This window comes from Microbacterium sp. WCS2018Hpa-9, assembly GCF_031843745.1.
Lineage (GTDB): Bacteria > Actinomycetota > Actinomycetes > Actinomycetales > Microbacteriaceae > Microbacterium.
Map to the genome: position 1 here is coordinate 31,840 of NZ_JAVTIY010000008.1, position 12,206 is coordinate 44,045.

General features: G+C 64.2%; 15 protein-coding genes. 9 read left to right on the forward strand and 6 right to left on the reverse strand.

Annotated features, from left to right (window positions below; translation table 11 throughout):
* Positions 1–99: 99 nt before the first annotated feature.
* The 4 genes from RQG82_RS16100 to RQG82_RS16115 are packed head-to-tail and all read right to left on the reverse strand — an operon-like array spanning position 100 to position 4,558.
* Positions 100–600: a prepilin peptidase gene (locus RQG82_RS16100; RefSeq protein WP_311245423.1), complete on the reverse strand. Its 501-nt coding sequence runs from the start codon at positions 598–600 to the stop codon at positions 100–102.
* Positions 600–2,030 (reverse strand): type II secretion system F family protein, encoded by a 1,431-nt coding sequence (locus tag RQG82_RS16105; protein WP_311245422.1) that lies wholly within the window; start codon positions 2,028–2,030, stop codon positions 600–602. Before RQG82_RS16105 ends, RQG82_RS16100 begins: the two co-directional genes overlap by 1 nt.
* A gap of 43 nt (positions 2,031–2,073) precedes the next feature.
* A complete protein-coding gene (locus tag RQG82_RS16110) occupies positions 2,074–3,195 on the reverse strand; it encodes an ATPase, T2SS/T4P/T4SS family (protein ID WP_311245421.1) in 1,122 nt (373 codons plus the stop codon).
* Positions 3,188–4,558: an ATPase, T2SS/T4P/T4SS family gene (locus RQG82_RS16115; RefSeq protein ID WP_311245420.1), complete on the reverse strand. Its 1,371-nt coding sequence runs from the start codon at positions 4,556–4,558 to the stop codon at positions 3,188–3,190. The genes RQG82_RS16110 and RQG82_RS16115 overlap by 8 nt, the downstream gene beginning before the upstream one ends.
* 177 nt (positions 4,559–4,735) lie before the next feature.
* Here RQG82_RS16115 and RQG82_RS16120 point away from each other — a divergent pair, with 177 nt between their 5' ends.
* Entirely contained in the window at positions 4,736–5,548 is an 813-nt protein-coding gene (locus tag RQG82_RS16120) for a hypothetical protein (RefSeq protein ID WP_311245419.1), read from the forward strand.
* Positions 5,549–5,557: 9 nt separating this feature from the next.
* Here RQG82_RS16120 and RQG82_RS16125 read toward each other — a convergent pair whose 3' ends face one another.
* Positions 5,558–5,917: a hypothetical protein gene (locus RQG82_RS16125; protein WP_311245418.1), complete on the reverse strand. Its 360-nt coding sequence runs from the start codon at positions 5,915–5,917 to the stop codon at positions 5,558–5,560.
* 279 nt (positions 5,918–6,196) lie between these two features.
* On the opposite strand from RQG82_RS16125, the gene RQG82_RS16130 reads away from it, so the two are divergent.
* Both RQG82_RS16130 and RQG82_RS16135 read left to right on the forward strand, forming a co-directional pair.
* Positions 6,197–6,586, forward strand: a complete 390-nt coding sequence (locus tag RQG82_RS16130; RefSeq protein WP_311245417.1) for a hypothetical protein — start codon at positions 6,197–6,199, stop codon at positions 6,584–6,586.
* Complete coding sequence (locus tag RQG82_RS16135; protein WP_311245416.1) at positions 6,583–6,996, forward strand: hypothetical protein; 414 nt, start codon at positions 6,583–6,585, stop codon at positions 6,994–6,996. The genes RQG82_RS16130 and RQG82_RS16135 overlap by 4 nt, the downstream gene beginning before the upstream one ends.
* Before the next feature lie 78 nt (positions 6,997–7,074).
* Here RQG82_RS16135 and RQG82_RS16140 read toward each other — a convergent pair whose 3' ends face one another.
* Positions 7,075–7,578 (reverse strand): single-stranded DNA-binding protein, encoded by a 504-nt coding sequence (locus tag RQG82_RS16140; RefSeq protein WP_311245415.1) that lies wholly within the window; start codon positions 7,576–7,578, stop codon positions 7,075–7,077.
* Between the two features lie 115 nt (positions 7,579–7,693).
* Here RQG82_RS16140 and RQG82_RS16145 point away from each other — a divergent pair, with 115 nt between their 5' ends.
* The 6 genes from RQG82_RS16145 to RQG82_RS16170 all read left to right on the forward strand — a co-directional run bounded on the left by RQG82_RS16145 (position 7,694) and on the right by RQG82_RS16170 (position 12,178).
* Positions 7,694–8,356, forward strand: a complete 663-nt coding sequence (locus RQG82_RS16145) for a helix-turn-helix domain-containing protein (RefSeq protein ID WP_311259981.1) — start codon at positions 7,694–7,696, stop codon at positions 8,354–8,356.
* Positions 8,353–9,081 carry a hypothetical protein gene (locus RQG82_RS16150; RefSeq protein ID WP_311245413.1) on the forward strand — a complete coding sequence of 243 codons (729 nt, stop codon included), beginning with the start codon at positions 8,353–8,355 and terminating at the stop codon, positions 9,079–9,081. Before RQG82_RS16145 ends, RQG82_RS16150 begins: the two co-directional genes overlap by 4 nt.
* A 53-nt stretch (positions 9,082–9,134) precedes the next feature.
* Positions 9,135–9,935 carry a DNA polymerase beta superfamily protein gene (locus tag RQG82_RS16155; RefSeq protein ID WP_311245412.1) on the forward strand — a complete coding sequence of 267 codons (801 nt, stop codon included), beginning with the start codon at positions 9,135–9,137 and terminating at the stop codon, positions 9,933–9,935.
* Between the two features lie 102 nt (positions 9,936–10,037).
* Positions 10,038–10,724: a hypothetical protein gene (locus tag RQG82_RS16160; RefSeq protein WP_311245411.1), complete on the forward strand. Its 687-nt coding sequence runs from the start codon at positions 10,038–10,040 to the stop codon at positions 10,722–10,724.
* Between the two features lie 564 nt (positions 10,725–11,288).
* Complete coding sequence (locus RQG82_RS16165; protein ID WP_311245410.1) at positions 11,289–11,837, forward strand: hypothetical protein; 549 nt, start codon at positions 11,289–11,291, stop codon at positions 11,835–11,837.
* Positions 11,834–12,178 (forward strand): hypothetical protein, encoded by a 345-nt coding sequence (locus RQG82_RS16170; RefSeq protein ID WP_311245409.1) that lies wholly within the window; start codon positions 11,834–11,836, stop codon positions 12,176–12,178. Before RQG82_RS16165 ends, RQG82_RS16170 begins: the two co-directional genes overlap by 4 nt.
* Positions 12,179–12,206 lie beyond the last annotated feature (28 nt).

Consider the following 12,206-nt stretch of genomic DNA (forward strand, 5'->3'; position numbering starts at 1 on the left):
GGTCGTGGGGGCAGGTTGCTGAAGCATTAGTTCGTGCGTGAGTCTATACCTAAAAAGACTCGTAAACCAGTAAAAATGACTCTGAGCATTGATATCCGCTCAGATTGGGAAAATCGACACGGCGATGACCATTCCTGCAGTCATTGCCGGGACGTGGGGCATCACGACGGTTACATTCCGGGTGTCGCCGGCAGTGCGGCGAACGCTCAATCGCGCGGCTGTGAAGAAGAGCTGCTGGATGAGCAGAGAGACGCCGACCCACCAGGCGCCGAGCACGGGATTGATGGTGGCGAGCACGAAGGCGGGAACGGCCGCCAGCTTCACGTCCCCGCCGCCCATCACTCCCCGGATGCCGAGCGCGAGGTACACAGTGAAGGCCAGCGCTGCAGAGATGAGTCCAGCGACCCACTGCTGTGCGGAGATCCCCTCGAGCGTGACACCCGCAGCGGCAACACCGGCGAGGATGATCGTTGCGTATCCCTCGACTTCATGGCGCCAGATGTCGAGTCCTGCCAGGACGAACATCCCCACGATCACCACTAGAGCGGTGATCGTGGGGATGGTGACGACTCCCGAAGGCGTGGCCAGGGCTTCCAGCATCAGCTCACGGTCTCGATGAGGGTCGGAATGAACGTGAGGATCGGGGTGACGATGAGGAGAACCACGGCGACGATCGTGATGACGACCACACCTTCGGTGATCGGGCCGATCCGCTCTGCGAAGCGGTTCAGACGGTCCTGCGCCTTGGTGTGGAATGTGCCAGCGAGCTCACGAAGGATCTCGATCCGGCGCACCATCGACGTGGTCGTCTCAATGCGGTTGCGGAAGTTCCAGGGCAGAAGATCGGTCTTGGACACGTCGCCGAACGCGACGACACCGTGTGCCTGACGTGCGCGGTGCTCATCGACCCACTGCTGAAGTGCCTTGTTGCCGCTGGCGCGCCCTGCGACTTCGAGCGCCTCGAGTTCGGACATGCTCACCGAGAGGCACGCGCTCAGCACGTCGCAGAACCGTGCGGCGACCGACATGCGCATGATGTCGCCGAACAGCGGCGCCTTGAGTGCAATCTCATCAGACTTGAGCGCGATCTTCGGGTTGCGCTTGAGGATGACCTGCCACAGCAGCGCCACGATCAGACCGATGAGGATGATGGCCCCGAAGATCCACTTCAGCGCCTCGCCGACAGCGATGATGATGACGGTGGTCGGCGGCGCCTCCGCACCGATCCCCGTGAACATCTGCGTGGTCATCGGGAGCAGGAACTGCACCGCGGCGATGATGAAGATCATCAGGAACACCATCATGGAGCCGGGCTTGAAGAGCGCACTCTTCACCTGCGTCTTGATGCTGTCGGCTTCGATGATGATGATCGAGGCCTGGCGGAGGTTCCGATGCAGGTCCTTTGCCATGTTCGCTGCGGCGATCAGCTCACGGACGACCGGCGGGAAGGCGTCGGTCTGATCGGCCATTGCCTTCTCGAGCGTGACGCCGCGGTCCAGGAGGCGGACCACCCGCCCGTAGGCCTCACCGATGTCGTACGCCGAGTACTGCTGAGCCAGGGCGTCCACCGCCGCTCGCTCGGACTCGCCGTTCTCCAGCATCGATGCGAGGTCAGAGAGGGTCTCCGCGACCTCATCCGGACGTGCACGCTTCCCGCTGAACAGGGTGAGCCACGGCTTCTTCGGGATCTCTCCCTCACCGTCGATACCGTTCAGTCGGATCGCCGCAAGATCGGCTTCCTTCTCGCGAGCTGCGTCGAGCTTGGCAGCCTTCCGCTGCGCCTTCTTGGACAGCTTCTTCCCCTCGCCTTCGACGGGGAGGGGCTTGTACGGCAGCGGCTCAATCGCCGAGCCTCGCTTGCCCTTCCGGGCGCGCGGTTCCTTCGAGGCCTTCACCGCGGACTTCTTCGCCTTGGGCTTCGCGGTGGCGCTGGGCGCTCCGAACGCCTTCACGCCCTGCTCCGGCGCCCAGGGGGCGGGCTCTGCGGGAGTGTTGGCCTGCTCGTCTTCCACTGCGACGGTGTTGCTCATGATGATCTCCTCTGCACGATGAGGTGCGGCATGGGGCTGAAAGTCAGGCCGCGCGGGATGCGGCCTGGACGTCGAACTGCGTCAGCTTCTCTTCGAGGGCCTTGTGATCGCGCGCGTTGTAGCGAGCGACCTCGAGGGAGACGCTTCCGGACTTCACGAGGCGGGCCAGAGACTGTTCCATCGCCACCATTCCGTCCTTCGTCCCCGCGCCGAGGAGGAGCTGCTGGATGAACTTGGTGTCGTTGGTTCGGTCGCCGCTCCCCCGCAGCAGCTCCGCCATCGACGGGGTGTTCAGCGCGATCTCCATCGCGAGAGCGAGACCACCGCGCACCTTCGGGATCAGCTTCTGGGCGACGATCGCCAACAGAGACTGCGCGAGCTGCGTCCGCACGAGACCCTGCTCCTCAGGCGTGAACATGGAGGTGAACGAGTCGACAGCCTCTGCGGCGGTACCGGCGTGCATCGTGCTGATCACCAGGTGGCCAGATGCCGCAGCCAGGAGCGCGGAGCGCGCGGTGGCGACGTTCAGGATCTCGCCGACGACGATGATGCGCGGGTGAGATCGCTTGGCATCCTCGATGCCCTCGGCGAAGGTGTTCACGTGCGTGCCGACCTCGCGCTGGATCACGAGGCTCTTCCCGAGGGGGTAGAGGTACTCGATGGGCGACTCGAGCGTGTAGATACCGGTCGACTGCGTCTGCGCCACTTCGTTCACCTGAGCGGCGATCGTCGTGGACTTACCCGAGCCCGTCTGTCCCACGTAGAGGACGAGGCCGGAGGGGCGGGTGATCAGCGAGGTGACGGTCTGGGGCAGCTCGAGCGTGCTGATGCTGGGAATGTCGCGCGAGATGATGCGGATGGTGCAGGAGAGCCCACCCTCTTCGCGGCGGAACGCGACTCGTCCTCGGTACTCACCTCCGGTGTCAAACGACGCGCTGGCTTGACCCTTGGTCTTCATCAGCGTTTCCGCGTCGTCGAGAAGCCCTCCCATGAGGCCGCGGAGAGTGCGATCGTCTGATGAGAACTGGTTGCTCGGGATCGGGCGCGTCTGCTTGTCCTTCACGTAGAAGGCGCCACGGTTCGACGTCAGGTGCAGGTCGGATGCCTCCTGTCGACCGAGGGCGTCGATCAGCTGTGAGACGGTGGCAAGGGTCTGGTCAGTCAAGGGAGACCACCTTCTGCGCCTCGGCGCGAGTCGTGACGCCGGCGGCGATGAGCTCGCGGACGTTCTCCGCGAACGACGTCGATGTGTGGGCGGCCACCGCGGCGATCTCCCGGCGTGAGACGTTGCGGATGAGGGTGTCGGTCAGGTCGGAGGTGTTGTGGGTGACCTCGTGGATCGGATACCGGCCAGAGAGGCGGTCCGTACCGGGAACCAGGCGCCGAACGAGACGCTGGGAGATGACGCCGTTCAGCGACTCCAGAACCGACAGCGGCGGGGCATCTGCCATCTCCATAAGGCGGAGCATCGCGCTGATGTTGTTCGTGGCGTGGATCGTTGCAAGCACGCGTATACCGGACTTCGCGATCTCGACCGCAGCGGTCGCCGTCTTGACATCACGGATCTCGCCGATGAAGAGCACGTTCGGGTCGGCGCGGACGATGTACTTCATCATGTCGCCGAACCCGGCGCCCTGGATCTCCTCTTTGACCTCGATCTGAGCGATCCCGGGGATCACTCGCTCTACGGGATCCTCGAGGCTGATGAAGACGCCGCTCTCCTTCTCGCGCAGGTACTTCAGGGAACTGAGCGCCGTGGTGCTCTTCCCCTCACCTGTCGGGCCGGCGACGAGGGTCATGCCGCCGGGGAGGTTCAGGAGATCCTTCGTGAACTCCATGTTGCGAGGGGTGAATCCCAGCTGGTCGAGCGGTCGCAGCTCTCCGATCTGCGGCAGTCGGAAGACGATACGCTCCCCGCCATCGAACAGCGGCAGCACCACGGCACGAGCGCGGTAGGGGTATCCGTCGATCGGCAGCTTGTAACTTCCGTCCTCCGGGACCAGGTTGACACCCGAGGACATCTCGGAATCCGTCTTGATCAGGGTGTGGATCGTCTGGCCCAGAACCCCCTCGTAGACGTGCACCTCCTGTGGGGTGCCGTCGACGCGAGCCTCGACTGTGAACGTGTTGCCGAGCTTCGACCGGGTCATGTGGACATCGGAGACGCCCTGGCGGACGAGGTCGATGAACAGCTCCCGGAAATCCGCAGCCGAGCGCCGCGGCAACTCGCTGAGCGGCTTGGTCAGCTCCTCGTACATGGCAGCGACCGGTACGAGGCTGTTCGCCTCGGTAGATGCGACGCGAGGAGTCGCATGCGTCCGCGCGGTCGGCGGCGCCGGGTCAAGAGACACGGTCCGCGTGGGCGGAACGGCCTCGCGCACGGGCGCAGGAGCCGGTCGCGTCTCGACGAATGCAGGCGCAACGGGTGCGACTGCCGCAGCGGGTTCGCGAGGCGTCTCCTTCAGACGCACGGGTGGCGCACCGAGGGTGAGGGTCCTCTTCGGCTGTCGGGCTTCGGTGTGACTCATGGGCACCATTCGGTCTGAGGGTGGGTCGTGGGGCATTCCATCGTATCCGTTTTTACTCGTAAATGGTTGAATTCGTCGTTTCCGCTCGTAGGCGTTGATGGTCGTCAGCTATGCTCCAAAGTCAGTGGATGTGCACTCCGGCAGGAACGTCGGGACTTGGCATCGAGGGGGGCGGCTGTGAAAGCTCGAAACGGATTCTGGGGCGCGGCGGGGGCTGTTGTGCTTGTGCTGACGCTGACGCTGACCGGGTGCGCCGGCCCAGACACGGCGGCTGAAGCAACGCCGACGCCGTCCGAATCCAACTCGAGCAGGTCGACCGCCACCCCGAGACCGAGCGCAACGCCGACCGCCACGCCAAAACCGCCAACCCTCAAGACGGTCACGATTGAGTGCCGCTGGCAAGAGCCCTCGTCCACTATCGGTGAGCCTGCCGAGTACAAGATGGCGACGTACACCGATGTTCATGACGCGTGGGCGAGGGGTATCGCCTTCTCTGGGTGCGATGCGGCCATGAGCTCTTCCGGCGTGTACTCGACCGACGAGATAGCTGCAGTCACAGTTGCATACCCCGAAGAACCGCTCCCGGAGAAGGTGAAGACACTCTGGGGTATCTGCGCTGAGACCTCGAACTTCTACCAGACGAATGGGCCCATCAACCAGAACCAGAGCATCGAGGCCGCGGGCGCACTCATGCTCTGCCCCGACCACCCATCTGCCGCCATCATGGCAAACGGATCGCAGGAGCAGCAGGAACGGAACAACGGCCTGCGTTTCGGATCAGGTGTCTTCGAGGTGAACACGAAGATCCAGCCCGGGACCTACCGCGCCTCCGGCGACATCCAGAATTGCTACTGGGAACGCCTGGACTCCGCCGGCGAGATCATCGCCAACAACTTCGTCTCTGCAGCGACACAAGTCGAAGTCACTGTTCAGGCCTCAGACTTCTCCGTGCACTTCACCGGATGCGGCGAGTTCGTGAAGGTCGGCTGACCCGAGACTCTACTCCGGCGCAGTCTCCACCTGCCTGTCGTCGTCTGATGATGCGCGTTCAAGAATGCGTTCCGTCCATGAATCCAGAAAATCACCGATGGCGCCATCATGTCCGGGCTGAAAACGGAAGTCGCCTCTTGGGAAGCCGACGAACTTGAAGGTCACCCCGTATTCGCTGCTTTGATATTCAGCGACAACCCACGTGGAACTCACGCTCACCCCTGCCGCCACGTGGCCTGTGAGGGTAGGACGCCCACCAGACCGCGTCGCATGGCGATCGTCGACGAAGTAGGGCAGACGATGCTCCGTCGATATCCTCTCCAGCTCGAGCACGATGTGATCGATGAACGCGAGCTTCTTCGTGGCCATACCTGAACGGTACTAGGCGTCGACTGCTCGCCCTAGGAGCCACGGAGTGACGTTCATCCGCTGCGCGCATGAACGTGTGTGCGCCGGCACCTGTCGGTGCGGCAACTGCGACAGGACTGGCTGCGACCAAGTCGCAGCCGGGAAGAACAGTGAGGAGCAGATCTCCTCACCCCACGCCCTCCGAGACACAGGACTTCGAGACCCCCTCTGCAGTTGCAGCGGGGGTCTTCGTCTCGTGACGGGCGTCACATGCACTGACCGATCCAGGAGGAACGCATCGTGTTCAAGAACTACTTCGAAGCGCCCGAAGTCGAGGTCGCACGACTGGCCACGGCCCCCGTCGGGTCCAAGGCTCACACGCTGTCGACTCTCCCGGTGAACATCCGCGGTCCGGTAGAGGATCTGATGATCGAGCTGCCGTTCGCCGCGCAGAGCGGATACACCGTGGTCGTCGTGCCGTTCGACTCCTACGAGCTGACTGCAGAGGAGAAGGCCGAGAAGCCTCCGATCCGTCGTTACCGCACCTGGTGGCGCTGTCTCGTGATCGCGTCCAACCATCCGAGCTACCCCGTCGGCGGGAATCGTCTCGCCATCGGTGAGGACGAGATCGTCCGCGGCACGCTCCGAACGCTCGAGGTCCCCGCTGCGCCCGCGAACGCTGACGCATGAGTGCCACCGCAAAGCCGACGCGTCGCAAGCGCAAGGTCGACCTCTCCCCCGCCGTACCGGCTGAGGCTGACATCAGTCAGTTCCACGTTGGCTGGCCGAACACGAAGCGCGTCGCCAAGCTGATCGGGTACATCGTTCTCCGCATCCCCGTCTGGTGGCGGAGACCCGGTTTCCACACGGAGCCGTTCCGTGCGACCCCTCCGAAGTGGCACCTTCTGCGCGCCCGAATCCACAGCGGTCAGAAAGGCGACTGGGGTGTCCTGTGGGTCGCACAGTGCGGCTACGAGTACAGCAACGACGAGATTCTCGGATGGTTCCTCGACTTCCGGAAGACGGCGCCGAAGAAGGCGGAGCGCTGCATCAAGTGCGAAGACGCTTTCGCTGAGGTCAAGCGCAACGCCGGCGCCTGAGCGTGCCAGTCCCGACCGAACGCAGAAGACCCCGCCCACGAGCATGTGCTCACGGCGGGGTCTTCTGTACGAGATGGGTCAGAACGGGGTGTCGTCACCCATGGGCGTCCACGCATCCGCTCCGCCGGGAACCGCAGTCTCCCAGCCTGCTCCCGCCTCTGCGCTGGGACCCGAAGGTGCGCCGCCGGCGAACGAGCCCGCACTGGCTCCGCCACTCGACGCGGCACGCGTGACCTGGGCGGTCGCATAGCGGAGCGACGGGCCGATCTCGTCGACCTCGAGCTCGATCGCAGTGCGCTGGTTGCCCTCGCGGTCCTGATACGAGCGCTGACGCAGGCGGCCCTGCGCCATGACGCGCATGCCCTTGGTCAGCGAACCGGCGACGTGCTCGGCGAACTCGCGCCAGACCGATGCCCGGAGGAACAGGGCCTCGCCGTCCTTCCACTCGTTCGCTGCGCGATCGAAGTTGCGCGGAGTGGACGCGATCGTGAAGTTCGCGACCGGGAGCCCGTTCTGGGTGTACCTCAGCTCGGGATCCGCCGTGAGATTCCCTACGACTGTGATGACCGTTTCGCCTGCCATGTCTGCCTACTTTCCTCGGTGAGAGCCTGTGTCAGCGCCCGCACCTCGTGCCGGCACCCTTCATTTTCAAGCGTATACCAGCCAAAACGTAGAAAGTAACGGAGTACCAATGTTTATGAACAGCGTGGGCCTCGCTGAGGCGGCTGGTGCATACCTAAGGCGTTGTCGCCGCGAGAACGGTCTCACGCTCGAGGCGATCGCCAGAACCGCTCGCAAGCACGGAGCCAGCTGGAGTCTGTCCAGCGTCCGTGCCTTCGAGAACGGCAACGCGGCTCCTACGCTGCCCACACTGCTGATCGTTGCCCTGACGGTGAGCGAACTGACCGGCAACGACGTCCGACTTGCCGATCTCTTCAGCGACAGCGACACCTTCGACTTCCCGAAACACACGTCCCGCGCCTCGATCAGTCGCGATTGGCTCGAAGCCGTTCTGGCAGGTGGCCCCGTCCGTCCAGGCCCTGGGACACCCGGTGGACCCTTGACCGCGCAGAGCAACATAGACGACCTCCCCGCGCTCGCGCTGAAACGTGCTGCCGAAAAGCTCGAGATCTCGACCGAGGCACTCGAACACTGGGCGGTCGCGCTCTGGGGAGTCGGATTTCAGGACGAAATGCGCCGGCGAGCAGACCTCCGAAGTAGTCCACAGGCCCGCGGACATATCACTCGGTCTCTTGTCACAGAGATCCGCGAGGCGATGGCATCCGAGTCATCCCCTGCATCTGCCCTGCCCGCGCCCGAGAGCGCGCCGAACCATCGACCAAGGAGCTTCACCTCATGAGCACACCCACCACCCGACTCGTCACCAAGGCCGAGGTCACCGATCTGATCACCTTCCTCGGCGCCAACGTCGATGTCGCCGTCGCTGACGGACGACCCGACAAGGCGGACAAGTATCGCCAGTTCCAGGGCACGGTCAGCGGCCTCGTCGACCTCGTCGGTGAGCTTCCGGCCGCGCTGCCGTCGCCGACCGCACCCTCGGCGACCGACCGCCGCGATGTCCCTGTCGCTTCAGATGACGCCGACGTCCACATCTACTTCGACATCTCGGGTAGCGCCAACATCGATGCGATCTTCGCTGCGATCGCGTCTGAGGTCGATCGAGTCAAGCATTCATCGGCCATCGCTCGGCGCCCGATCATGGTGTCGTTCACGCCGTTCACACACGAGGTGCTCCCCGGCGATCACACGATGAAGGTCTGGCCGGCGTTCCCCGACAGCCGCGAGCTCAAGGAGCACCTTTCGGAGATCCCACTCCGCAGCGGCGGAACTGATTTCCACCGGGTGTGGCACGAGATCAACGGAAGCCAGATGCGCAGCGAGCGTCGCAACGTGATCGTCTCCGACCTCGAATGGCTCACGACCCCCGACGTCCTCGCCCGAGAGCAGCCGATCAACATCGTGTACGCCGTGACTCGCGGAGCCAAAGGCGTCACCGTGAACCGCTTCGTCGAGATGTTGCGCGCAGCAGGCCGACACGAATCCACACCCATCCGGTTCTACTGAGCCGACGGGCGCCCCGCACCCGAATGGAGGGCCGCCCGCACCGAAGGAGCAGCATGTCATCACACACGACCATCGACGGCGCCGTGCGCTCCACCGGGCTGAACGTTGCCATGCTCGTCGAGTACGGCTCGCGGGCATACGGCACCGCCGGCGATGCTTCCGACCGCGACCTTCTCGGTGTCTACGTCGAGCATGACCACGAGGTCTATGGCCTGCTGTCGGCTGAGACCCAGATCTTCCGCTTCGGCGCCGGCGGCACGATGACGCAGATGGTCTCAGAGAAAGACCCCCGCAGCAGTGAGGGCGACGTAGAGATGATCTTCCATCCTCTGCGAAAGTTCGTCTCACTTGCGGCGGCCGGGAACCCATCGGTCCTTGGAACGCTCTGGAGCGGGCCCGAGCACTACCTGATGCGGTCCGCTGCGGCACGGCTTCTCGCCGACCACCGCCACCTGTTCCTGTCAAAGCACGCATGCTTTCGGCACGCCGGCTACGCGCGCGCCCAGCGTGACGCGCTGCTCGGTCGCACGAACCGCCGCACCAACCGTCCAGAGCTGATCCTCGAGCACGGGTACGACTCGAAGTATGCAGGCCACCTGATCCGACTTCTCCTTGCTGGACTGACTCTGGTTCGAGAGCGGACGTTCCATCTGCCGATGAAGCCGGAGCACGTCGAACAGCTACTCGAGATCCGCCGCGGTGAGGTCAACTTCGACGATGTCATCGCGTGGTCCGAGAAGCTCGAGCAGGAGCTGTCAGATGAGACCGAAGACTCGGATCTACCCGACAAGGTCGACTACGACGCGATCAACGACCTCCTTCGCGATATCCGTCGCGCTCATCTCCTCCGCTGATCTCAACCACCACCGATGGCACAGCGCGGACGAAGTCCGTGCCCGGCAGCCAGCAAGCGCAGCGCGCAGTACCACTCGACATCGATCATCCGAAGGAACGCCATGATGAAGACCCTCCAACGACGCAAGCTCGAAGCGCGAGCTCACCGTGACTCCGAACTGAAACGCCAGGCCGAGGAGGCCCGCAAGGCTGCAGAAGCCGCGGCACTGAAGAAGAGCGCCCGACGGTCTCTGATTCGTTCGATTCTCGGATGGTCGACTGCAGTGGCTGTTGTCGCTGGGATGGTCGTCCTCACGAACTGGGCGAATGATCTCGGCGAGCGGAATCGCCAGGCCTATCGCGAGGAGATCGCGAACACGGAGTTCTCGCTGGTCACCGATTCGACCGACTCTCTCCTTCGGCGCGTCGATGGCTCGTACTACTCAGTGTCCACCGATGACATCGGGGTCGTTTCGTACGCGTACTCGACCGTCGATGAGCGTGGCGGCGTCGTCGAGCGATCGGTGTCATCCCGAGAGATCACCGGTGAACGATTCCTGTGGATCAAGGAAATGCAGCCTGTAGACGTGACGGTGAAGGTCATCGACCCTGAGGCTGTCTCGCAAGAGCCCCGAGTCGTCGGCGAAATCTGCACGGCCGAACCGATCGACTCGTCCAAGCCGAGCTACACAGATGACCCGCGCTCTGCATTCGGCCCCGACGGACACCCCGCAGATGATCTCTACGGGCCACGGCTGTGCGTCAACCGCGTCACCCTCTGGGTGCCCGACGGCGCCATTCAGCCCTGACCGCACCTCCTGAGCCGCGGCGCATTCCAGAACGACACCAACCTGAGAGAGGCCGTCATGGCTACCGCCGAATTGCACGAGGGGCCAGCATGCGACTGCGAGTACAACTCGCGACATCTGCTGATCGTCCCCGAGGGTGCCCCGGAACTGACGCGGCTGATAGCCGCTCCGATGGCGCCACGGCCCGGTGACACCATCATCAGACCGTTGACCCGTCGCGGAGTTCTGAGAGCTGAGTACAGCTCAAAGATCGAGGGGCATCCGCCCCGCTTCGCGAGGACTCCGCTGGGGTATCGAGCGAACCCGGACTACTTCGAATGGGCATCGCGGGCCGATGCGTGGGCCGACTGTCAGCCCGCACGAGAGCCGAGCGAGCGCCGGTAGGGCCCGCGTTCTCACCCCTCATCCATCCTCCACTTCATTCCCGGCTCTGCATCCCGATCAGGCTCCTCGCCCCCACACCCATCCATCTCCCTCATCGATGGCACAGCGCGGACGCAGTCCGTGCCCGGCAGCCCCGCAAGCGCAGCGCGCAGCCCCATCCCGTTCCCGGAAGGACGCACCATGATCGACCACACCACAGAGAAAGACAGCGCCGAGCTCGCCAGCGAGCAGGGCTTCACGGGTACGTTCGCCGGCTTCATCTCCTGGCTCGAGGACGCACTCGTCTACGGCGCCATCCAAGTGGAGGAGCCGTCGCAAGACGACCTCGGGCGCACCGTCACCCGCGTGCGCACGGCGACGGGAGGGTTCTCGTCCGATGAGCGGCTCCTGGGCCGGATCCGTCGCAACTATCGGCTGACCATGTTCTGGGTGAGCAGTCACCGGGGCGGAGGCACCGTATGGGAGTTCCCGGAGCGCGTGACGACCAGTGACGAGCGGCGAGTCTGGCTGGAGCCCGACGACGGCGTCTTCGAACGCCTCATGCGTGCACGCCGCGTCCGTGTCTATTCCACGGACGGCAGCTACCTCGAGCACGCCTACGAGCACGGAGTCGAGTTCGCGTTCGAAGAACCCGACCGAGACATCATGGAGCCCGACGGCATCGTGATGGTCAGGCCCGCCCCTTCACTGGACGAGCTGTACGGGCCAGCGACCGGAGAGGCGGAATGAGTAACTCGATCCCGGGCGCCGCCCGCGTTCGCGCATGGCTCACGTCTCGGTTGAGCAAGCTCCTCGTCCCGGCCCAGCTCCGGGAGGACATCTTTCATCTTGTCGCCGCGGCCGAATCCACACCCGTCGTGCCGCCCCTGGTGAAGCGCCCCGGTGTCGGAGCGACCGTCACACTGGCCCGCTTCGATCCGTACATGCACCGCGCTCACGCGGCAGTGCCCGGATCCATCGGAGTCGTCACGCGTCACTCTCGATGCACGTCGGATGACGACGGCGTGCTCGTCGACTGGGGCACCGGCGGGGAAGTCCGCTGCGACCTGAGCGAGCTCACCTACCCCTGAGCCTCACACCGAGAGCAACCGCCTGGTC

Excerpts from the sequence above, each read along its gene's own strand:
- RQG82_RS16140 (WP_311245415.1), bottom strand. The coding sequence starts at position 7,578 with ATGGCAGGCGAAACGGTCATCACAGTCGTAGGGAATCTCACGGCGGAT.
- RQG82_RS16150 (WP_311245413.1), top strand. The coding sequence starts at position 8,353 with ATGAGCACACCCACCACCCGACTCGTCACCAAGGCCGAGGTCACCGAT.
- RQG82_RS16145 (WP_311259981.1), top strand. The coding sequence starts at position 7,694 with ATGAACAGCGTGGGCCTCGCTGAGGCGGCTGGTGCATACCTAAGGCGT.
- RQG82_RS16115 (WP_311245420.1), bottom strand. The coding sequence starts at position 4,558 with ATGAGTCACACCGAAGCCCGACAGCCGAAGAGGACCCTCACCCTCGGT.
- RQG82_RS16165 (WP_311245410.1), top strand. The coding sequence starts at position 11,289 with ATGATCGACCACACCACAGAGAAAGACAGCGCCGAGCTCGCCAGCGAG.
- RQG82_RS16100 (WP_311245423.1), bottom strand. The coding sequence starts at position 600 with ATGCTGGAAGCCCTGGCCACGCCTTCGGGAGTCGTCACCATCCCCACG.
- RQG82_RS16170 (WP_311245409.1), top strand. The coding sequence starts at position 11,834 with ATGAGTAACTCGATCCCGGGCGCCGCCCGCGTTCGCGCATGGCTCACG.
- RQG82_RS16155 (WP_311245412.1), top strand. The coding sequence starts at position 9,135 with ATGTCATCACACACGACCATCGACGGCGCCGTGCGCTCCACCGGGCTG.
- RQG82_RS16160 (WP_311245411.1), top strand. The coding sequence starts at position 10,038 with ATGATGAAGACCCTCCAACGACGCAAGCTCGAAGCGCGAGCTCACCGT.
- RQG82_RS16105 (WP_311245422.1), bottom strand. The coding sequence starts at position 2,030 with ATGAGCAACACCGTCGCAGTGGAAGACGAGCAGGCCAACACTCCCGCA.
- RQG82_RS16135 (WP_311245416.1), top strand. The coding sequence starts at position 6,583 with ATGAGTGCCACCGCAAAGCCGACGCGTCGCAAGCGCAAGGTCGACCTC.
- RQG82_RS16125 (WP_311245418.1), bottom strand. The coding sequence starts at position 5,917 with ATGGCCACGAAGAAGCTCGCGTTCATCGATCACATCGTGCTCGAGCTG.